Source organism: Vibrio sp. 1249-1 (assembly GCF_033340495.1).
Genome location: NZ_JAWOWJ010000001.1, coordinates 554,280 through 578,949, shown reverse-complemented (window position 1 = coordinate 578,949; position 24,670 = coordinate 554,280). Strand labels below are relative to the sequence as shown.

7 protein-coding genes are annotated in these 24,670 nt (G+C 45.8%); 3 read left to right on the top strand and 4 right to left on the bottom strand.

Annotated elements, in window-relative coordinates; genetic code table 11:
• Positions 1 to 159: 159 nt before the first annotated feature.
• Positions 160 to 18,780 carry a retention module-containing protein gene (locus tag R7Z50_RS02510; RefSeq protein ID WP_318148846.1) on the bottom strand — a complete coding sequence of 6,207 codons (18,621 nt, stop codon included), beginning with the start codon at positions 18,778 to 18,780 and terminating at the stop codon, positions 160 to 162.
• An 861-nt stretch (positions 18,781 to 19,641) separates the two neighbouring features.
• On the opposite strand from R7Z50_RS02510, the gene R7Z50_RS02505 reads away from it, so the two are divergent.
• Complete coding sequence (locus tag R7Z50_RS02505) at positions 19,642 to 19,893, top strand: YgjV family protein (protein WP_005376619.1); 252 nt, start codon at positions 19,642 to 19,644, stop codon at positions 19,891 to 19,893.
• A gap of 88 nt (positions 19,894 to 19,981) precedes the next feature.
• Here R7Z50_RS02505 and R7Z50_RS02500 read toward each other — a convergent pair whose 3' ends face one another.
• Together R7Z50_RS02500 and R7Z50_RS02495 are read right to left on the bottom strand one after the other, a co-directional pair.
• The gene (locus tag R7Z50_RS02500; protein WP_005376622.1) at positions 19,982 to 20,263 is read right to left on the bottom strand and encodes a DUF2218 domain-containing protein; all 282 of its coding nucleotides are present in this window, start codon (positions 20,261 to 20,263) and stop codon (positions 19,982 to 19,984) included.
• Positions 20,264 to 20,304: 41 nt separating this feature from the next.
• Positions 20,305 to 22,311 (bottom strand): TonB-dependent siderophore receptor, encoded by a 2,007-nt coding sequence (locus tag R7Z50_RS02495; RefSeq protein ID WP_005382608.1) that lies wholly within the window; start codon positions 22,309 to 22,311, stop codon positions 20,305 to 20,307.
• 116 nt (positions 22,312 to 22,427) lie between these two features.
• Between R7Z50_RS02495 and R7Z50_RS02490 the strand changes: the two genes are divergently transcribed.
• Both R7Z50_RS02490 and cueR read left to right on the top strand, forming a co-directional pair.
• Positions 22,428 to 23,396, top strand: a complete 969-nt coding sequence (locus tag R7Z50_RS02490; protein ID WP_318148845.1) for an AraC family transcriptional regulator — start codon at positions 22,428 to 22,430, stop codon at positions 23,394 to 23,396.
• A gap of 87 nt (positions 23,397 to 23,483) precedes the next feature.
• Entirely contained in the window at positions 23,484 to 23,870 is a 387-nt protein-coding gene (gene cueR / locus R7Z50_RS02485; RefSeq protein ID WP_005376627.1) for a Cu(I)-responsive transcriptional regulator, read from the top strand.
• Positions 23,871 to 23,912: 42 nt separating this feature from the next.
• Here cueR and vctC read toward each other — a convergent pair whose 3' ends face one another.
• Positions 23,913 to 24,668, bottom strand: coding sequence for an iron chelate ABC transporter ATP-binding protein VctC (vctC, locus tag R7Z50_RS02480; protein ID WP_005376629.1), 756 nt, complete (start codon positions 24,666 to 24,668; stop codon positions 23,913 to 23,915).
• Positions 24,669 to 24,670 lie beyond the last annotated feature (2 nt).

Below are 24,670 nucleotides of genomic sequence, written 5' to 3'. Positions count from 1 at the left end.
TTTTAATTTCCAACTATCACTATAACGTCGTAACAAGATAACCCCTTTGCTTCGCTCTTTCTTTCTATTTCGATTCAAATATCTCCTGTTTAAAATCAAGCTTTCCCGAAAAAAATGGGCGGCTTATCAGAGCCGCCCATTTTTATGTTGCATACAGGTTTATCCGTTATCAATAACACCGTTGTTGAGCAATGACTCTACAATCTCGTTGGAGCTGAGACCGTTGAAGTCGATTGAAGTACCTAAGTTTTCCACGACAATAGTCTGTTGAACATTTGCATCCGTCGTAATGTTCAGAGAAACACTTTCCGTCGATGCATCGTAGTCTGCCGAAATGTGACCAAGCAGATCATCCATGTCGATCATTGAGTTATTGAGATCAGAGATAACTTCACGTAAATCGATACTGTCTTCGTTAACAGTGAAGTCAGTAATGGTATCCACTGCCCCTTCATCAACGGAATCTACCGTCCACTTGAAGATATCGCTGCCGTCTCCACCCGTTAAGATATCTGAGCCTAAGCCACCGATAAGAACGTCATCGCCATCGCCACCCAGAATAACGTCGTCACCGTCGCCACCAATCAAATTGATACCTGTGTCTCCACCGACTAAATAGCTGTCGTCCACTGCGGTTGACTGGTCAATATCGTCGCTATCACTACTCACATCCAAACTAATTTGGACAGGTGAAGACTGCGCCTCATCGCCATTAGATTCCGTTGATATCGCCGTAAGCGAAATATCGTAAGAACCGACATCAATACCACTGTTAGTATCTGTTGCGACAATTTCTAGCGTATCAATTTCATCGCTTGGTACTGTCCAAGTGGTACCATCGAAGCTAATGCCTGATGGAGAAACGCCACTTGTTACCTCAGCACTAGCTGGTACGCCCGTTAGCTCCAAAGACAGCACCTCGTCAACATCAGTAAGCGCCGCCATGATTCCGACAATCGCTAAACCTTGACTGCTCGCGGTTTGGCTAGCCGCAATTTGACGAATGTAATTAAACTGAGGATTGATACTCAATGTAGGTGCATCAGCTACAGGTGTCACATTGATAGTGAAGTCTTGATTCGCCTCCAATGCGGTACCCGATGCATTTTCGAAGTACACGCCGTTGTCTTCGACTTTCACCGATAAAGTGATTGAAGCTGCGTTGACATCTCCTGCATCCACAAATACACCCTCAGAAGCGTCTGTTGCTCCAAGAACGGAGTTAATATTATCTGGTGTGCCCATTAGGGTTATTTCACCAGCCATCCCCGCCCCAACAGTCACACCACTACCTGCTGGCGGCTCGACACGAAGGTCGCCCTCGGTAACTGTAAGAGTCACGGTCATGCTTTCATTTGCTTGTGCGCCCGCAAAGTCGACGTCACTCACACTAATACCCGTTACTTTCTGGCCATCAGCTTCATTGATCGTATCCGTTACCGACGCTGCAGTGATTTCAGGTGCGTCATTGGTAGCTTCAACATTCAACACTGCTGTGCCCGCGATTGTAATTGGGTCTGGAGCGCCGTTAGTGGTTCCGTCATCTGTGATTTCATAAGTGAAATTAACGTCACCAAAGAAATCTGCTGCGGGTTCAAACGTCCACTCTGTCGCACTCACTTGAGTCAACGTGCCGGAAGTTGGGTCCACTAACGCAACATTATCGACGGTCAAGTTGTCTGACTCAGGATCACTTGCGTTGCTCAGCAACTCAGTAGCCGTAATAGTTAACGAACCACCATCTTCTTCCGTACTACTCAACGTTACCTCTGATGTTACCGGTGCATCGTTCACCTCAGTGACTTCGAAGGTCGCCGTTCCTGACACCGTTTGAGGATCAGAAACACCGTTCGTTGTACCGTTGTCGGTAATGTCGTAGGTCAGATCGACCTTGCCGTTGTAGCCAGGCGCAGGAGTAAATGACCATGTACCTGTTACGTTTTCGAAATCCAATGTGCCGCTGCTTGGGTCAACCAACTGGACATTACTCACCATCAAGGTGTCGTTTTCAATGTCAGAAGCATTCGCTAACAAATCAGCTTGGGTAATTTCAACCGCCGTACTGTCTTCTGCGATATCAGAAAGTACCACTTCAGACGTCGTTGGAGCATCATTGACTTCCGTTACATTGAACGATGCGCTGCCGTTAACCGATTTAGGATCGGATGCACCATTTGTCGTGCCATCATCTGTAATGGTGTACGTGATTTCAACTGGACCGTTGTAATCTGGTGCTGGGGTAAATTCCCACTCTCCCGTGCCACTGTTGAAAGTAATGCTGCCCGAATTCGGATCCGTTAACTGAACATTGCTAACCGTGAGATTATCGTTCTCTACGTCTGTCGCATTCGCAATAAGATCCGCTTCAGAGATGGAGAACACACCACTGTCTTCTTCAATATCCGGTAGCGTCACTGGTGTAGTTTCTGGGGTATCATTCACCGCTGTTACTTCAATATTGAAGCTGCTGCTGTTGGTATTTAGGGTGTCATCTACCCCACCAATTACGATACCTTCATTACCTTGGTCATCGACTGTCACGTCCACCTGAACGTCACCAAAGAAGTTCAGCTCTGGGTTAAACTCAATCAGACCGTCTGCAATGGCATTGTTTAGGTCGGCCACTGTGCCTTTCAGTTCAACGGAGTCCGTACCATCACCGCTCACGGTTAGGTTGTAAGTAGCGATGAGCGTTGGATTAAGCTCCAAGATACCGCTGTCGACGTTCACATTGAGTACGTATTCAGCATTCGGATCATCGAGTACGGCATCAATATCGGTAATGCTGAAACCATCAAGCAGCATTGGCGTATCTTCTGGTGTTTCCACATCCACGGTATTGACGAACTCTGGACGATCGTTCACTGCTTCAACATCAACAGTGACATCAAACTCCTCTGCGGAGCCCAAGCTTTGACTGCCATCGAGCCCAGTATCAACGGCTTGCACTTTGAAATGCAGCGAACCATCCCATGAGTTATCGTTGCGATCACCAGAATTAAACACCACTTGATCCAAGTCTTGAGCATTGATTTCTAAGACAAAAACGCCGCCGCCTTGGTCAGTAAATACTGTCCCATCAGGTAATGAAACGCTCGCCCCACCAGGGACATTTGAGACCTCAACTCTCAGCGTCTCTGGATCATTTTCCTGGTAGTTTGCACCATCTCCGATGGACTCTTTGTTATCAACCACTAACGCATTTACATTAATAACAATGTCTTCGCCCTCATTACCTGCAGCCGAAGTGTCGGGATTCACATCAACATCATCACCAATAGGATTAACAATCAGCGTAAAGTTGTTGTTTCGTTCCGTTGGTACTTGTAGCAACTCCTCTTGAATGAAGACCGTAATACCTATCTCAGCCTCGCCACTAAAGTGTTTTGGCGGTTTAATTTGGATGTCACTCAGGTCAATGGACGTCTGAGTGAGATCTTTTAGTTGAATACTCCATTCGCCCCCACCGTTATTCTTAACAACATAATCAGAGGAATTGGATTTAACGATAAAGTCATCAGGAAGTCCCGTTAACTTGAGTGAAACGAAACTCTCAGAACCGTCATTATCGTTCAGGCTGATCGAAACACCAGAGCCCGATTGATTCAGCGAAATTAAAGTATCTTCGTCACCAATCACCGTGATTGGCTGCGTCGGATCGGCACCTGTAATGGTAATGTCATCAACGACTGGCGTAACTTCAAATGTGACATCGTCAGTGAAGGTTCTTACATCTATATTATCGCCAGAGTTATTCAAGATAGACTGATCAAACACAGCTTCATCAGTAATTTCTCCCTCGATATTAATCTTGACGGTATTTTGGCCACCACCTACGGGGTAATTTTCTTTTGGCTTAAACAGAACATTGTCAAGCGCACCAGCTAAAATCTCAGCTTCATTAAACTCAATACTGGTTCCTAAGCTGTTACCATTGGCATCAACAAACTCACCTAATGTTGTGTCATCAAGCTCTAACTTGATGTTCGTTAGTGTTTCTCGACCACCTTGAGTGTTGTTAAATTGATCGGCAAAATCAACACTCAAGTTAAGTTGGATTAAGCCATCTTCGTAACCAACACCATCCGCCGTGGGAACGTCGTTATTTAGATCAGTTACAGGTTGTTTGTTTGCATCCAAGCCGAAAGTACCAACGATATCTACTTTTACATTCGGTGTGACATCGCTATCCAACGGCTGATCCCCGGCTGAACTCGGAACGTCTGCAACCGGTAAAACCTGAACTGGAAACTGGACATTATTTTCTTTTTCATCACCGGACTCAGTGTCTTTAGTGACGAACCGAATTGGTAATTCGAAATCACCTGCGTAATCTTCTGCCAAGTGCATCGTCAAACCATCAAGGCCAGTAATATTTCCACTCGCATCGATATGGGCTTGGAACACGTATTTGCCATTGACAAAGTCGATATCCGTCCCCGTGATCACCAAACCAGGAGGAATGCCAGGAGCTGAAGGATCGACGATAATAGTCAAGACATCCTCCACGCCATCTGCATTAATCGCATCAACTTTCGACGTTAACTGAGCACCAAGGTTGATAGAATTATCTTCCAACGCTTGAATTTGGACATCATCAGCCACCTGAATCTCTGCCGCTACACTCATTTGTGGTGTGAGAACGGTAGGAAATTCAAGTGTCACATCCGTTTGGCGCATGACCGTCGCATCTTTTTCGTTGCCCAAATCTTCGCCCAAATCATTCACTTCTGCGTAAATGGTTAAGCCAATTTGAGAGAGACCACCGTTATCGCCATCGTCGCTGTCATCGTTTGGTGTTAAATCAAGACCAGACGGCGCTTTAATTGAGAAGTTATCTTCATTGGTTACTGTCCAACGACCTCCGCCTTCATTTAGTGCACCGACGATAACCAATTGGTTGAGGATCTCAGGGTCCACATTGTGAAATTGAACAACAAGTTGAGTCACCACTTCATCTGAAGACGCATCAAACTCTTGATATTTAATGATATGAGCACCAGATTCCCCCCCCATAGAAGTGTTGATCGTAAAGTCAATGTTACCTTGATCGTCTGACTTCACGATATCGGTAGCACCACCACCACTTTCAGTGACAAGCAGACGGGTTTGGTCATCTATTGCCCCCGTCTTATCCTCTGGCTCAACGATTGGATTAACTTGGACATTCACCGTACCATTGATGGTTTTCTCAGCGATACCTTCACCGGGATTCGAAGCGTCAACATATTCATGGTCAATCTCTTTCACAGTGACGGTCGTGGTCAAGTCAAAGTCAGTACTTGAATCCTGCTCCAACTGGACTTGAACATAGCCACTTTGAGAGATTTTAGCGGAAAAATCTTGCTCTGATTCACCGGCTTGCGGTGAAAGCGTTAGTGTTCCAGAAACAAGCGTTTGTGCCACACCATCTACATAGACCGTGCTGCCTGGAGGAAATCCAGAGATGGTTACATCACTAAAGAATTCATCGGTATCAGGGCTTTGTACGAGCGTCGGTTTCCAATCGATGTCAAAGCGCGTATCTTCATCTCCCTCCGATCGAACAACGTAGTTATCTTGAGCATCAATAACGGGTTCGACCTTGATCCTTACCTCTCTTTCAATCACACGACTATGACCATCATTCTCGGTAACAATGATCGTCCCTGTAATCGCAATGTTTTCGGTTGAAGAGGCTTCTGGAATAATTTGAATACCGGAATTAAAATTCAGCCCAGTGATGTTTGCTTCGTAAATCGGTTGACCGTTACCATCATAGCCAACAAAGGTGAGGTCAACGCTTGAACCGTCTGAATCTACGACACGAACACCGTCGGGGATGTTGGACAGGATAACAGTAATGGCTTCTGAATCATCCTGTGGTCTATCGGCAACTTCACCAGATACAACCGAGAAGTTGAGGTTTACAACACCATTCTCTTCAATAGTCGTCTCTATTCCGGCCACATCTCCGTCTACGAATCGGTTCCAAACGTTCCCCGCGTCAATTAATACCGTGTCTGGTATGTCAGCAACACCTTTTACACCAACGATGACGGTCTTACTGCCCAGTGACAACACATCTTCTGTCGTACCGGTAGACAATGATGCTGTGTCTTTCACAATGCCTTCGACATTGAAAGTAAAGTCATCATTGCTGTGCAACGGAGGAAGAACTTCGACGTTCGCTAATTCAGACTCTGGCACTTCGTAATAAAGTACATTGCCGCCTGAATCGGTCACTTCTACTATCTGACTTGGGTTTGCTGAGTCCAGCCACACCAAAGTAACCCCATCAATTGAGAAGTTAGAAATGCGCACAAATAACGCTTCAGAACCATCTAAGTCCGCTGATGGTTTCATGGTGATCACTTCACTTAATTGGAGTGGATCGTGATCAGTGACAGGGTCTACCGTATTTTGAGTTCGAGCATTATCCTCAAACACATTAATTCGGTTTACAGTAAAACTACCTTTATCCGCAACTGGGTTTACATCAATAATGATGGTTTCGGTTTCTGAGCGAGCGGTATCTTTCCCAAGCAGTGGATTGTTGTTTTCCGTCGTAATAGCGGTGACATCAATTCTGATTTCGCCCGAGAAGTTATCTATCGGATCAACTTGAACTTCATCAATTCGGCTTGCATCCACCAGATAAACACCACCGGATTTTGGTATCGCACTACCATCTGAATAGACTAACTCTGCGTTACCTTCTCCTTGTGTAAAGACAAGCTCGTACACAATGCCTTCTGGGTTACTAGTGTCTTGGGTTTCAGCCGTGATGTTAAGTGCGACATTGTTTCCATCTTCATCAACCGAGTAGTTAAATTCGCTGCTTGCCGTCCACGTTGCAATATCTGCGACAGCAGCAACTTCAATGTCTAAACGACCATTAATCGTATGATCTGGCGTACCATTGTTAAGAATTTCCACGCGGATACGAGGATCGATACCAGAAGCATCGGTTGATGTATGACGATCTGGTACGAAGTACAAGTTATCTAACGAGACAAGCTCACCATTGAATGACTGCTCAACATTTGATGCGTCGAGAACAACCGTATTGCCCACAGATGTTAATTCAATGTAGTTGCCACTGCCGTCTCTGTAGTAGAACGTACCGTTGTGAGTATCAGCATCTCGAATAGTGATGTCACCTAAGCTCTCGTTACGGTCGATATCGTGTAAATTGATAACCAAGTCGACTTTCGCAGGGCTAACATCCAGCGTCGACAAGTTGTCCTGAGTATTTGCAGAGTCAACGCCCACAACGACACCATCACGCCCTTGGTCTTCGAACGCAGTAACGGTAGACGTGTCAATTTGCGCATTGCGGTCTCTTATCGAGATATCCACATCGGCATCTGCGATATCGCCATCACCATCGGTTGCAACAACGTTGATGGTGAAATCAATCGAGTCGGTTTCGGTATGGTCAAGGTCGTCATTCGGACGGAATGACACACTGCCATCGGTTCGAACAACCAAACGACCGATTTCAGTATCCACTCCGTCAAGAACCTTGTGAACAAATACGACTTGGTCGCTGCCGTTCAAATCGACAGAATCAGAATCAACACCATTTTGCTTAAAGTAAATGCCTGAATCATCAGCCGAGAATGAAGTCACTTGTGCGCCGTCAGCACCAAGGTCATCATCCCCCTCTACAGGGTCTCGGAATAAACGAACCGTGCGGCTGCCTTGCCCCTCAACACGCGAAATAGATGCATCGTGCAAGGTTGGAACATCATCGGTAATCGTCACTGGTAAGTTAATACCTGCCGTATCACCATCGACATCGGTCGCAAAGACTGGGAGATCAAGTATGAGTGTATCTTCGCCTTGAGTTGAGTGATCTAGCGCACCCTCAAGCGTAAACTTGTAAGAGCCGTCAGCGTTCAAAACTAGTGTGAACACTGAGTTACCATCAGGTGTTTGACCTTGATAAGTAAAGTTGTTGTTGCTTACCGCGGTTTGAACTAAAGTCACCGCAAAACCACCTGAAGTTACTCCTGGTATCGGGTTAGAAGTAAGATCCAGCTGATAAGAGACAACGGTATCTGCCCCTTCCACCGTATCGAAATTGCCCGTTGCTTCTAGGCTGTCTTTGTTGGTTGCCTGAGAGCCGTTGGCAAGGTCATCCTCATCAACAGCCAAAGCATCTGCTGATTTAATTTCGGGAATGTCATCAACTACGGTAATTGGAAGATTCAGTGATGATGACGTGTCACCATCAAAGTCTGTTACTGTAATTGGAATATCAATGACAAGGTTGTTTTCACCTTGAACAGCGTCATGGTCGATTGGTCCCAACAGCTCAAATTGGTAGCTGTCATTATTCGCATCAAGAGACAGCGTGAAGATCTTAGTTGATGTGCCAGTAATAACCGCTTCGTAACTGGTTACTCCACCATTCGTGCTTACTAGATTCAACTCGATGCTGCTGCCGTTCGACGTTAAACCAGACACGACTGCATCGAGGTCTGAAACTTGGTAGCTGACAATCTTGTCTGCACCAGCAACGACCTCAAATCCGCCGTTCAATACCGTTGAATCACTACTTGTCGTGTCAGAGCCACCGGAAAGATCATCTTCATCAACGGTTTGTTGGCTAGAGTCTGTCACTTTCACAATAGCTGGGACATCGTCCACCACGGTGATCGGCAAGGTGATGTTATTGGACACATCGCCATCAAAATCAGTCGCGTTGACTGGGAAGTTAATGACCAACGAGTTTTCATCGTTACCCGCAGGATGATCAAGTGCACCCAACAGTTCAAATTCATAACTGTCTGCTGAACCATTTAGCGTCAGTTTAAAGACGGTGTCCGTCGTACCTTGTACATAAGCTCGGTACTCAATCACACCGTTTGAATTTGAAAACTCAACCAACTCAAGCGGTTGACCACCTGAGGTAAGGCCAGAAACAGGCGATGTTAAACTATCCAACTGGAAGCTAACGATAGAGTCGGCACCATCAGTAACGTCAAAGTTGCCACCAATGATATTGGATTCTGGCGTGTCGTCCGAACCTTGGCTTGGAATATCATCCTCATCCACAGACAAGGTACTACCAGAGCTAATAGCATCAATGGTTGGTTTGTCATCTACGATCGTAACTGGCAAGGTCGCAGTGATGGTATCGTTGTCGCCATCCGTGATCTTCACAGGTAGATTCAACAAAATCTCATCAGAGTTAACCGCGTGATCTAACTGACCAGATAACTCAAAGTCGTATTTACCATCTTGATGAAGTGTCAACGTGAAGACCGTCACTCCACCCGGAGTTTGTCCCACGTAAACAAGCGCGTCAGCAGTTGAAGCGCCAACGTCTTGAGAAAGTGTTACCTCTTCTCCACCCGATTTCAGGTTCGGAATAGGATTTGAGCTCAGATCCAATTCGAAAGCATCAATACCATCTGCGCTAGTGACTTCGAATTCACCTGATACCGTTAACGGCTCTTTAGTGCCATCAGAACCAAGAGGTAAGTCATCTTCGTCGACACGTAGACTTTCAATATTGGTAACAACTGGAACATCGTCCACAACGGTAATTGGCAATGTGAAGGCTGGTGAAGTATCACCATCATTATCTGTCGCCGTCACAGGGAGGTTAATAACAATCTCGTTTTGCTGATTACCATCTGGATGATCAAGCGGCTTCTGTAAATCGAACTCGTAGGTGTTGTTCGTTGCATCCAACGTCAGTTCGAAAACCACTTCAGCAGGATTGCCAGCGACACCTTGGTATACGTTCACGCCGTTTGCGCTAGAAGACAGAACTAAGGTGATAGCGTCACCATCTGAAGTCAGTGACGCAACTGGCGTGGTCAGGTCACTCAGCTGAATAGAAGCAACTTGGTCAGCACCTTCGGTGATATCAAAAGTACCTGAAATAACAGTATCTTCTGCACTTGCAGCATCCGTACCTGCTGGTAGGTCATCTTCATCAACGGTTTGTTCGCTGCCTGCTAGCAAACCATCAATGGTCGGAACATCATCCACAACCGTAATTGGTAAGGTGATGTTGTTCGACACGTCTCCATCAAAGTCAGTCGCGTTTATCGGTAAATTTATGATCAGTTCATTCTGGCCATCAGCATTTGGATGATCGAGACGAGCGAGCAAATCGAACGTGTAGCTGTCATCAGAGGCATCGAGGGTTACACGGAATACTGGTGTCGTCGTGCCATCAATACGAGCTTCGTAAACTGAAACGCCACCTGCGTTTGATACTTCAACCATAACCAGAGATTGACCACCAGAGGTCAGGCCTTGTACTGGCGTCGTTAGGTCAGAAACGCTGTACTCGACAATGCCATCAGAACCATCAGTCGCGATGAAGTTACCGGCAATGCTGTTCGACTGTGTACCATCAGATCCGATTGTTGGGATATCGTCCTCATCAACCGTTTGCACACTTGTTGCTTCGATTCCACCAAGTGTCGGCTTGTCATCAACGATCTTGACAGGAATTGTCTCAGCAGAGGTATCGCCATCAAAGTCTGTTGCGATGATTGGGAAGTTGAGCGTTAACTCATCACTATCAACAGCATGATCGATTGGGCCTTCAAGCGTGAAGTTATAAGAGCCATCAGTGTTCACTGTCAGTGTAAAGACCGACTCGGTGCCTGCTGTTGCTTGATAGGTAAAGCTGCCGTCGCCATTTGCGGTTTCAGCCAATGTGACTGCCACGCCTTGTGATGTGAGTCCAGCCACTGGTGTTGCTGAAGCATCAAGCTGATAGCTCACTACTCGGTCAGAGCCTTGTGTGGTGGTGAAGTTGCCATCGATTGAAATCGGGCCAGTCTGATCCGAACCAATCGTGCCTAAGTCATCTTCGTCAACGGTAATTGCATCGACATCGGTAATGGTTGGCTTATCATCCACGATGGTGACTGGGATCGTTTCTGTGGTGGTATCACCATCAAAGTCCGTCGCGATGATTGGGAAGTTCAGTGTCAGCTCATCACTACCCGTCGCATGGTCGATTGGACCTTGCAGCGTGAAGTTGTATGAACCATCCGCATTAACGGTCAGCGTAAATACTGCTTCAGTTCCTGCTGTCGCTTCATAAGTGTAGCTACCGTCGCCGTTTGCAGTTTCCGTCAGCGTGACGGCCACACCTTGTGATGTCAGACCATCAACTGGTGTTGCAGCAGTATCTAATTGGTAGCTCACTACCCCATCAGAGCCTTGCGTTGTAGTGAAGTTGCCATCGATTGAAATTGGATCTGAGCCATCAGAGCCAATCGTCGCTAGGTCATCTTCATCCACACGGATTGCGTCTACATCAGTGATGGTTGGTTTATCATCAACGATGGTGACAGGTAACGTCTTCGATGAGGTGTCGCCATCAAAGTCTGTTGCGATAATCGGGAAGTCGATTTGCAGACTGTCGCTATTCACCGCATGGTCTAGTGGGCCCTGCAGGGTAAAGGTGTAGCTGCCATCTGGCTTCACCACCAATTCAAATACGGCATTGCCATCTGCTGTGGCAGTGTAAGTAAAGCTGCCATCACCATTTGTTGTCTCAGCAAGTACGACAGGCTCACCATGAGAGGTTAACCCTGCTACTGGATCTGCTGTTGCATCAAGCTGGTATTTAACAACGCTGTCCGAGCCTTCAGTTGTGCTGAAAGAACCCGACATGAACGCATCATCGTTTTGGTCTGAGCCAATTGTAGCGAGATCATCTTCGTCTACTGTCAGTGGAACAACGTTATTAATGGTTGGAACGTCATCAGTAATCGTGACTGGAATGGTCGCGGTCGTCGTATCGCCATCAAAGTCTGTTGCAATGATTGGGAAGTTCAGTACTAACTCGTCGCTGTTTAACGCATGATCCACCGGACCTTCTAGACGGAAGTTGTATGTGCCGTCTGCATTCACGTTCATGGTGAAGACAGGATTGCCATCCGCGGTAGCCACGTAAGTAAAGCTGCCATCGACATTCGCAGTCTCTACCAAAGTAACAGGCTCACCTTGGGAGGTTAATCCCGAAACAGGATCAGAAGTTGAATCAAGTTGGTAACTCACCACTCGGTCTGAGCCTTGAGTAGTAGTGAACGCGCCTTCAACAAACACAGCGTCAGTTTGGTCTGAGCCAATGCCTGATAAATCATCTTCATCCACAGCCAGAGGCACAACATTATCGATGATTGGTGCATCATCCGTAATTGTAACTGGAATGGTTGCCGTGGTCGTATCACCATCAAAATCGGTGGCAATAATAGGGAAATCAATCGTCAGGCTGTCGCTGTTTGCTGCATGGTCAATCGGGCCTTGCAGCGTAAAGTCGTACGTACCATCTGTTGCTACATTCAACGTGAAGACAGGATTGCCGTCAGCGGTCGCAACATAAGTAAAGCTGCCGTCGCCATTCGCGGTTTCCACCAAGGTAATCGCCTCACCTTGAGAGGTCAGCCCCGCAACAGGATCTGCGGTTGAATCCAGTTGATAGCTCACCACTCGGTCAGAGCCTTGAGTGGTCGTAAACGCCCCTTCTACGAACAGATCGCCGCCTGGATCTGAGCCCACACCGCTAAGGTCGTCTTCATCAACACTTAACGCATCCACCGCTGTGATGGTCGGTACATCATCAACAATCGTAACTGGAATGGTTTCAGTAACGGTGTCGCCATCAAAGTCGGTTGCGATAATTGGGAAGTTCAGTGTCAGCTCATCACTATCCACCGCGTGATCAATCGGCCCTTCAAGCGTGAAGTTGTAAGAGCCATCAGTATCTACTGTCAGAGTAAAGACCGCTTCAGAGCCCGCTGTTGCTTCGTAGGTAAAACTGCCATCACCATTTGCAGTTTCTGTTAGCGTGACAGCCACACCTTGCGAGGTTAAACCGTCAACTGGTGTTGATGTGCCATCGAGTTGGTAGCTCACCACTCGGTCTGAACCTTGCGTGGTGGTGAAGTTACCATCAATAGAAATCGGGTTGCTTTGGTCTGAGCCAATTGACGCTAGATCATCTTCATCAACCGTAATGGAATCCACGTCAGTAATAACTGGCTTATCGTCTACGATCGTCACTGGGATAGTGGCATTTGTGGTGTCGCCATCAAAGTCGGTCGCGATGATTGGGAAGTTCAGTGTCAGCTCGTCACTATCTACCGCGTGGTCGATTGGACCTTCAAGCGTGAAGTTATAGCTACCATCAGTATTCACTGTCAGCGTAAAGATCGCTTCAGTACCCGCTGTCGCCTCGTAAGTAAAGCTGCCATCACCGTTTGCGGTTTCAGTCAGCGTGACGGCCACGCCTTGTGATGTAAGGCCGTCAACTGGTGTTGCAGAAGCATCAAGCTGATAGCTCACCACTCGGTCCGAGCCTTGTGTGGTGGTGAAGTTGCCATCGATTGAAATCGGGTCAGTTTGATCTGAGCCAATCGTGCCTAAATCATCTTCATCAACGGTAATCGCATCGACATCGGTAATGGTCGGCTTATCATCCACGATGGTGACTGGGATCGTTTCTGTGGTGGTATCACCATCAAAATCCGTCGCGATGATTGGGAAGTTCAGTGTCAGCTCATCACTGTCTGTCGCATGGTCAATTGGCCCCTGAAGCGTGAAGTTGTATGAACCATCCGTATTCACGGTCAGCGTAAATACAGCTTCAGTTCCTGCTGTCGCTTCATAAGTGTAGCTACCGTCGCCGTTTGCAGTTTCCGTCAGCGTCACTGCCACACCTTGCGATGTTAGGCCATCAACTGGCGTTGCAGCAGTATCTAATTGGTAGCTTACTACCCCATCAGAACCTTGCGTTGTAGTGAAGTTGCCATCGATTGAAATTGGATCTGAGCCGTCAGAGCCAATCGTCGCTAGGTCATCTTCATCCACACGGATTGCGTCTACGTCAGTGATGGTTGGTTTATCATCAACGATAGTGACAGGTAACGTCTCCGATGAGGTGTCGCCATCAAAGTCTGTTGCGATAATCGGGAAGTCGATTTGCAGACTGTCGCTATTCACCGCATGGTCTAGTGGACCTTGCAGTGTAAAGTTGTAGCTGCCATCTGGCTTCACAATCAATTCAAATACGGCATTGCCATCTGCCGTGGCTGTGTAAGTAAAACTACCGTCGCCGTTAGCAGTTTCAGCAAGCACGACAGGCTCACCATGAGAGGTCAACCCAGATACTGGATCTGCTGTTGCATCAAGCTGGTATTTAACAACGCTGTCTGAGCCTTCAGTTGTGGTGAAAGAACCCGACATAAACGCATCATCGTTTTGGTCTGAGCCAATTGAGGCGAGATCATCTTCGTCCACCGTGAGTGGAACAACGTTGTCGATAGTTGGAACGTCATCAGTAATCGTGACGGGAATGGTCGCGGTCGTCGTATCGCCGTCAAAGTCTGTTGCAATGATTGGGAAGTTCAGTACTAATTCATCGCTGTTTAACGCGTGATCGACCGGCCCTTCCAGACGGAAATTGTATGTGCCATCAGCATTCACGTTCATGGTGAAAACCGGATTGCCATCCGCGGTAGCCACGTAAGTAAAGCTGCCATCAGCATTCGCAGTCTCTACCAGAGTAACTGGCTCACCTTGGGAGGTTAGCCCCGAAACAGGATCAGAAGTTGAATCAAGTTGGTAGCTCACCACACGGTCTGAACCTTGGGTAGTGGTGAACGCGCCTTCAACAAACACAGCGTCAGTTTGGTCTGAGCCAATACCTGATAAATCATCTTCGTCTACAGCCAGAGGCAAAACATTATCGATGATTGGTGCATCATCCGTAATCGTGACTGGAATGGTTGCCGAAGTCGTATCACCATCAAAATCGGTGGCAATAATTGGGAAATCAATCGTCAGGCTGTCACTGTTAGCTGCATGGTCAATCGGGCCTTGCAGCGTAAAATCGTAAGTGCCATCTGTTGCTACGTTTAACGTGAATACCGGATTGCCGTCTGCGGTCGCCACATAAGTAAAGCTGCCATCACCGTTGGCGGTTTCCACCAAGGTAATCGCCTCACCTTGAGACGTTAGCCCCGCAACAGGATCAGCCGTTGAATCCAGTTGATAGCTCACCACTCGGTCAGAGCCTTGAATAGTGGTAAACGCGCCTTCAACGAACACAGCGTCAGTTTGGTCTGAGCCCACGCCGCTAAGGTCATCTTCATCGACACTCAACGCATCCACCGCTGTGATGGTCGGTACATCATCAACAATCGTGACTGGAATGGTTTCAGTAACGGTGTCGCCATCGAAGTCGGTTGCGATAATTGGGAAGTTGAGTGTCAGCTCATCACTATCCACCGCGTGATCAATTGGCCCTTCTAGCGTGAAGTTGTAAGAGCCATCAGTATCTACTGTCAGAGTAAATACTGGGTTGCCACCCGCAGTCGCTTCATAAGTGAAACTACCATCACCATTTGCGGTTTCTGTTAGCGTGACCGCTAAACCTTGCGAGGTTAAACCGTCCACTGGTGTTGCTGAAGCATCGAGTTGGTAGCTCACCACTCGGTCAGAGCCTTGTGTGGTAGTAAAGTTGCCATCAATAGAAATTGGATTGCTTTGGTCTGAGCCAATTGACGCTAGATCATCTTCATCAACCGTAATGGTGTCGACGTCGGTAATAACAGGCTTATCGTCCACGATTGTCACTGGGATAGTGGCATTTGTGGTGTCGCCATCAAAGTCTGTTGCGATGATTGGGAAGTTGAGTGTCAGCTCATCGCTATCTACCGCGTGGTCGATTGGACCTTCAAGCGTGAAGTTATAGCTACCATCAGTATTCACCGTCAGCGTAAAGACCGCTTCACTACCCGCTGTCGCCTCGTAAGTAAAGCTGCCATCAGCGTTTGCGGTTTCAGTCAGCGTAACTGCCACGCCTTGTGATGTAAGGCCGTCAACTGGTGTTGCAGAAGCATCAAGCTGATAACTTACCACTCGGTCAGAGCCTTGTGTGGTGGTGAAGCTACCATCAATAGAAATCGGGTCAGTCTGGTCCGAACCAATCGTGCCTAAATCATCTTCATCAACAGTAATCGCATCAACATCGGTAATAGTTGGCTTATCATCCACGATGGTAACAGGCAATACGATTTGGCTTGTGTCACCATCGAAGTCTGTAGCAATAACGCTAAAATCAAGGGTTAAGCTGTTGCTATTTGCCGCATGGTCAATTGGACCTTGCAGCTCAAAACTGTACGAGCCGTCGGTATTCAAAATTAATGTGAAAACTGCACTGCCATTTGCCGTTGCGCTGTAGGTGTAACTGCCATCTGCATTTTGCGTTTCGGCAATGGAAACGGTTTGACCTTGAGATTGCAGGCCATTTAAAGAATCAGCGTTTACATCCAACTGATACTGTACGACGCCATCAGAACCTTGAGTTGTCGTAAACTGACCTTCGACCAGCGTTGACTGTGATTGGTCAGAGCCTACCAAACTTAAGTCATCTTCATCGACGGTAAGAGCGACAACGTCATTAATGGTTGGCACATCATCGGCAATGGTTACCGGTAGAACAAGTGAACTGGTGTCACCATCAAAGTCCGTTGCGACAATAGTGAAGTCTAGAGTTAAGCTATCGCTGCCCACAGCATGATCGATTGGACCTTCAAGGGTAAATGAATAAGAACCGTCAGGGTTCACTTGTAAGGTGAAGATAGCGTCCCCTTCTGCCGTTGCAGAATAGGTAAAGCTGCCATCTGAATTGGTTGTTTCCGTCAGAGAGATAGATCGCCCCTGCGATTCCAACCCATTGAGTGGATCAGTGCCGCTCTCTAATTGATAACTTACAACACGGTCTGAGCCCTGAGTCGTCGTGAAGCTACCTTGCGCGAACACAGAGTCGCTTTGATCGGAGCCAATGCTTGATAAATCGTCTTCATCGACGGCTAGCGCATCAACGCCATCAATCGAAGGAACGTCATCTTGAACTTGAATGACAATTTGCGCAGCTTCTGGTGTGTTCGAACCTTCGGTAATAGAGGAGCGGTCACCATCCGCATCTACCGCGTAAACTGGCAGTGAGAAAGTGAGCGAGTCATCGTTAGCACCCGTATGGTCAAGTTGTTCATACAAGTTGAATTGGTATTCGCCCAATGCAGGTGCATCAATCGCCACATCAAATACGGTAATACGCACACCATCCAGCTCGATGAAGCCTTCGTAAGTACGTACGCCGTTACTCTCGGACGCTAGTTCTAGTTGAACAACCTGCCCTTGAGATTGGAGTTCTCCACCAACATTGAACTCTGTAGGTTCCAACTCATAGTGATCAATGATGTCACTTCCGACCGCTGTCGTGATCGACCCAGTACCACTTGTTACTGCCGCGCCTTCCTGTGAACCTTGGTCAACCCCCGCCTCATCTAAAGACAAGCCTGTCACGTTCTCAATCACTGGGTTATCGCCATCGAGGATGGTCATCGTAAAGGTGTTGCTTGCCGTATCTTGGTCGAAATCGACGATTGTGGTTGGCAAAGAGAGCTCAATCGTATCTTCACCGTTTGTTTGTTCTAACGGCTTAAATTGCTCAAATTGGTAGGTACCATCAGTATTCAAACTGATGGTTAAGACGGTTTCATTCGAGCCCGCAATGGACAAGGTGATAGTACTGCCGTCTTCAGAGAGTACCGCTTCTGTCGCCTGATTATCACTCAGTAGGCCATCGAACTGACTAAGTCCTTCTTGATTAAACGTGACCGTTGCCAATTGATCACTACCAATATCAACAAAGGTGCCAGTAATTGGTGCAGAAGAAGATTCAACGTTTTCAAAAGTAACGTTCTGCGGCGCAGGATCATCGCCATCAATAACGGTTGTCGTAAAATCGATAGGCGCTTGAATGCTGTTACCACCAATATCTGCACCTGTAATATCAAAAGCAATATTGATTTGATCACCGACGATCGATACTTGGCCATCAGCAACAGACGCAACATGGTCAACGCCCTGGCTAATCGTGGTAACGACCTCTAACTCTAAATCACGGCCTAAAGATGTCGCTTCGATCTCGATACGAAGCACTTCGTTACCACCTTGAGTGCCGATAATGGCATTTTGCGCTTCGTCGTAAACGAACGCCACTGGCTGACCACCAGAGGTAATGTCACTATTTAACTCGGTTAACAAAGACTCTAATGAGGACGTTTCAGGTACAAATGAAGCAGTATCAAGTGCGAGATCCCCTGCTTCAACCAGCACACTAGAAGAAATGGTTTGCGGGTAGCTAGATAGAGAAATTGAGCCTTCTGTTACGTTAGATTGCAGTGACTGCCCACCATCAGCAAAGATCGTGACATTCAAACCGTCATCTTCGTCGCGATCATCTTCTCCGCTGCGAGTCGCAGACGTTTCAAAAAAAGTAGACGCGAGTACTTCCGGGTTATTATATTCAACCGTCACGTAGCCAGCATTAGCCGAGCCTTCAGCACCTGTGCCAGCAGCTGTTGCTTCTAAGATAGCGGTAGGGTCAGCTCCGTCTAAAATAGCTTGCTGGATAGCGGCAATATCGTTGGCGTCGAAGTCAGCACTTCCAATAGCCGTTGGGTCAAAAGTCACTAAGCCATTAACTGGAGATTGTACCAATACTGGTTCTAACGGTTCAGAAGAAGGCACAGGAAGACAAGCAACACAATTTGCGTCGACCAGATAAAGCTCATTATTTATCTGTACGTCGAGAGAGGCATTATTTTCTGTGATAATAATCTCGCCAGGTCTTAACTCATCCCCCGCTTTTATGACCTTAACGTTTCCATCCAGGCCCAAAACCAAAACTTCACCTTTGACAGCATTTACAATCGCGCTCTGCGGTACCGTGTGCGTACTCATCTGACCTCCGCTAATGGCTTACGTTTCCCATTAACCTTTTTAGATAATTTCTTATTAATTTAGTGCGGCATACTGCACACCTTTATACGATTAAACTAAGTATTGAATCATTAGACAATCGATAAATACCCTACTACCGAGCAACATAAGTAAAACTTACTCGTAGTCACAGAAATGTGACACATGTGCTGACGCGTAGATATCGAATAATTATATGAAATTGATACCTTATTCTGATTAAGTGTAGTTGTTTTAAGAAAAGAAGATAGATGAAATCATTCAGCTAAACGCCAGACTGCCGGTTGCGATCAATAATGGAAGAAAAGCAATGAGAATGTTGTATACACCGGAGCGTGATGACATCTTAATCAATATCGGTGACGAAAAAAACGTAACGATTAAATATTGAACAACATAAATTGCAGGACAAAATGCAACGATACAAAAGTGGCTTACGATATGAATCCCCGCACACCACGAGTTCGGTTTTGTTCTGATATACAGCAAAAAAAACACGACCAAGCTAATAATAAAATACATAAACACAGCACTTGAAAATAATTATCATTTTCAATCATATGTAAATATTCCCTTACTTTCAATGGTGTTTGAGCTATTAATGTCATCGTTATTATCAATCAACACAATAAGTAAAATTATCAGTAATTCCAGTCCTAAACGTTTGCGTAATCGCTAACCTTCTCTTAACCTTGATTTGAGGCTTTTATCACGGTTTTTCCATTGATATAGTGCGTCCATACAACAAAAAAAGACCATTCGAGGCATGGAGCTTCCTCATTAATCTCAAGATGAGAAGAATTGGTACCGACAAAATTCGGCAGATTTTAAGAGGGTCAAAAAATGGACATGAATATGGTTGAGATTTTAGGTTATGCAGCTTCAATCATGGTCGCTATTTCGCTAACTATGAAAGATATTGTTAAGCTTCGTATCCTTAACTTTATTGGTTGTGCGCTATTTACTGCTTACGGACTAATGATTGATTCTTGGCCTGTAGTACTAACTAACGGTTTTATAGCTTGCGTTAACATCTACTTCCTAGCAAAAATGCAGCAGGAAAAAAAAAGCCTAGAGCCTGAGAAAGCGCAATAGCATTCAAACAATAAAAGCCCGCAAATCATAAGATTGCGGGCTTTTGCTTTTAACATTCCCTTTCTATCACAGCATCCTTAAACGAGCGCTAACGAACCCAGCTAAGTGCTAGTGTTTCTCGACGAGAAAACATGTCCACATGCGATGAAATGATCGCCTTAACCGTATTCAGTTTCTCTTCTGAATCCGCCTCACAGGTTATAGTTAAGCTAGATGCACAAAGGTTAAACTCAGCTTTTCCCGTCGGAAATGTCACCAAACCGCTATTTTCATTCCAAGTAGCAGGAACTTTTCGTCCAAAATGCCGACAAAGCGTCACTAAGTATTTGTCAGCGTGTTCGCTATCTATTCGGGTGCTTTCTTTAATCATGAACTTACTCGTTACTTTGAAACGTCCTATGAAGAACCTTGTTAGAATTGATAAGCTGCAGAGAGCTTGAAGTTGCGACCCGGCTCGTAGTCATCAAGCGTGAAGCCACGTGCAGTACCAGAACGAGACGCGTGAGAGCTGTACAACTCGTCAAATACATTATCAATACCAAAGGTCACCGACAGTCCATCAATATCAGACGGCACCCATTGAGCGTATAGATTATGTACATCATAACTTGCTTTCTTTGGCTGACCATCAAAGACGTTGTCTTCCTCTAGAACAAACATTGAGTTCCACCCGAAGATCGTTTCTAAAGCGTCTGACTGGTAATCCAAAGTTAGAGCAATGCTATCACCCATATCAATGCTACGCCCATTGCCCCCAGCAACAGGACCACCAGTATTCTTGTTTTTGGTGTCCGACTTAGAGTAAGAAAGTTTGCTGTTAAACTTGTCGTAACCATAAGAAGCACTTGCTTCAAAGCCTTTAATCTCAACATCACCTAAGTTGTAAATCAGGTAAGTTTGAGTCGCGTTTTGATACTGGTCTGCAATGTAATCATCAATTTCCGTTTGGAATACCGTAATATTCGCCCCAAAGAAATGCTTATCAAAGGTTTTATCAAAACGAACACCACCCTGCGTGTTCAATCCCGTTTCTGGCTTTAGCCCATCCTCTAAAAATGCAACGTCTTGGTAAGCAATAAAGGTTTCCATTAGCTCTGGACCTTTAAATAGAGAACGTGCACTCGCAAACAACGTCCAATCTTGAGTCACCGCCCACTCTGCTGCTAGAGCCCAAGTCACATCATCATAATTACTGGTTCCTGTCTCAGCTTTGCGTTTGTAATCATCAAAGCGCATACCTGCGGTAATAAAGAAGGCATCAGAGAAGAAGAACTGATCTTCTACAAACAGTGCGGTTGAAATCGCCGATTCGTCCATAAACTTACGACTACCGTAGTAACTCGAAGACGTTTTATCCATGTAGTCGAAGCCATAAGTGACTCGATTATCAAACTCACCTAACATAACATCTGACTGGAATTTGCCATTCAAACCAAAGTTTTGGTTTTTGGCGGTGTTCTTTGATAAACGGTTCGAGGGCCAACGAGGGGCCATCACCGTTTCGTCACGTTTAATTTCTGTCTCGGTATTATAAAGAGTGACGTTTCCTTGGTGTTGTTCGCCTCGCAACTCGTAACTCAAGGTAACGGTATCGCGGTCATAATCCGTAGGGATAAGTAACTTGCTCGACAGGCTATTATTTGCACTACCAGACATATCAGGACGCGGACTGTAATCTCCACTGTCTCGGTACATGTCATAAGAGAGCTCAAAACGATGGATGTCATTTAGTTCATACCCCAGCTTAGCCAGAATGTTGTAAACATCACCTGCAGCACCATAGGTTTTATTGCCATCACCATCTTCAAAATCATCACGCGTAACGTAATGGCCATAGACCATCGCATCAATGTTTTCGGACAAAAGTCCGTACAGTGTCAACGAACCTTGCTGGTTGTCGTTAGATGCATAGCCGCCATAAACACGCGCACCAAACTTTTCATCGTAACGAAGTAAGTCACGAGCGTCTTTCGTTTCAAAGTAAACCGAACCGCCTAACCCGTTTTGAGTCACAGAGTTATTACCTACCTGAATGTCCGCAGATTTGAGAATGTCAGGGTTCAGCGTCAAGTTACCAATATGATGGAACATGCTCGCATGCTGAGAAGCACCGTCAAGACGAATGTCCAAATCGGTTTCGCTCAAACCACGAATCGTAATACGTTGATTCACAGAGTGTGTTCCACCAACATCTACACCGGGAATATCGCGCAGTAAATCAGACATATGATCCGCTTGCTTCAGTGACATGTCGTCCGCAAACATCGACTCAGTGTTGCTGGAAACTTTCGTTCCCCATACAACGACCTCTTCAAAATGTGACTCAGTATCTTGAGCTAAAACAGGGGTTGATAGCGCCATTCCCACTGCAAGGCAAAGGCTTGAAAGCTTGATAGGTGAACAAGCAGGGCTTTCCATAACTTCATTCCTAAATATTAATGATAATAATTCTCAGGTATAATAAGCATGAGTTTTATAAATACAAAGGCGATTTGGTTATGCGAAATCGCACAAGTGTTATGAGGAAGTGTCAAATGCAGGAAGTCACAACAAAACGAACTAAAATTGCCAAGATAGCTTTAACCCAAAGACTAGAGGCGACAGAGAAACAATGGATTGTCACGCAAGGCCAACCTTGTCAAACTCAACTGGCCGAAGGTAAGTTCCTATCATATCAGTACAATGATCAAATTTTTGTTCATGGCGGGCGTTGTCTAGAACTTATTGATTCGAATATTGTTTCTACTGCACACGCCTCACTGCTGGTCACTATTCTTTTAGAAGGTAGACTCTCGTTTGGCTACGACGATTTGCAATTTGATTTAGACGCGAGCGACGGCCCTAAGGGTGTAGTGGTGAACTTACTCAAACCTGCAAATTTTCGTCGTTCACTGCTCAAAGATAACCTCATTAATAAGATCAACATATTGGTTAAGCCCCAATGGCTAGAGGCCCGCCTTGAGCAAAATTGTAGTCATCGAGCCTTTTTTAACTCTCATCAGGCGTTTCAACTGTTGGAGCCTAACCAGACGCTATGCGAGCTGGCCGAAACGTTAACAAATAGAGAAACACCGCAAGAGTTCCAAGAAAAGCTAGAGGTCGAAAGCTTGATCTATCAAATATTACATCAAGCCACCAAGCAAATTCCTAAGAATTTCAGTGCTAAAAACAGCAGTATTGAACGACACATTGATGGTCGAATTGAGGATATTGTCAGCTATATTGAAACTCACCTTGATCAAGAACTACGCTTGGAAAAGTTGGCGAGCCAATTCTCAATGAGTGTTTCAAACCTGCAGCGCCGATTTAAACAATCACTTAATATGACCATAAACGGCTACATTCGTTTTCGACGTCTTGAGATTGCTAGGCAACATTTGGAACGTGGCCTAGTGACGATAACAGAAGCCGCCTATGAAGCCGGATACCACCACCCTTCTAACTTCACTTATGCCTTCAAAAAGGCATTTGGTGTGCCACCACATGAAGTGATTAAAGAGTAAGGGGACTCTAGGTAACTGACTGTTATTTAGGAGTGTCTTATCCACAACATCGGTATATACTCGCCTTAAACGTTATGGAGGTTAAACATGAATATTGGTGCTGTCGCGAAGCTCACAGGGCTTTCATCTAAGTCGATTCGATTATATGAAGACAAAGGGATCATATCTCCACCAGCGCGCAGCGACTCTGGCTATCGCGAATATTCAGATAATCATATTCAAGAGCTTAACTTGGTATCACGCGCAAAAAGCGCAGGCTTTTCGTTGCAAGAATGCAAAGAGTTCGTACAACTTGCTCATAACCCCAACCGCAAAAGTAGTGAAGTAAAAGCAAGAACCATGGACAAACTGAGAGAGGTTGAAGAAAAAATTGCACACCTCATGGAGATCAAAACGCAACTTGAAGGTTGGGTTTCTTCTTGTCCTGGAGATGCAGAGAGCCGATGCCCAATCATAGACGAGCTCACCAAGTAAGCCCGCCTATCTATTGATCTCGTTAAAAACGAACTAGCTCGCTTAATGATAAGTACACATACGCTTACCGTTTAACTCTATGATGTTAAATGGCGTTTCGTAGATGTCCTCTAGCGTAGACGCTTGAATAACCTCTTCAACCGCACCACTCGCCACAACTTTACCTTTCTTAAGCGCCAATATGACATCTGAGTAACACGCCGCGAAATTAATATCATGAATCACGACCACCATAGCTTTATTCATGTCATGGGCTAACTGCTGCACAACTTTCATGATCTGAAGAGAGTGTTTGATATCTAAGTTATTAAGAGGTTCATCAAGAAAGACATAATCTGTATCTTGTGCAATCACCATAGCAATAAATGCAAGCTGTCGCTGACCACCACTTAATTCATCCAAGTATTTGTCTTGAATATCTTGCAAATCTAAGTAGTCGATCGCTTTTTCTATGACCTCATGATCTTCTTTAGTCAGATTTCCTTTAGAGTATGGGAAACGACCAAAAGAGACTAACTCTTTTACGGTAAACCGCATTGTAATCGAGTTAGCTTGGCGAAGTACTGCCAGTTTTTTCGCTAGCTCTTTTGTGTCCCATTCCGCGATTTCCTTGCAATCAATGATAACACTACCGCCATCTCGCTCCGTTAAGCGCGAGGCCATAGATAACAGCGTGCTCTTTCCCGCGCCATTTGGACCGATAATCGATGTTACCTTGCCCTTTTCAAACTGAGTATTGGCCTCGTCTACGACTTTGTTTGAACCGAAAGCCTTCGTTAATTTGTCTATTACTATCATAT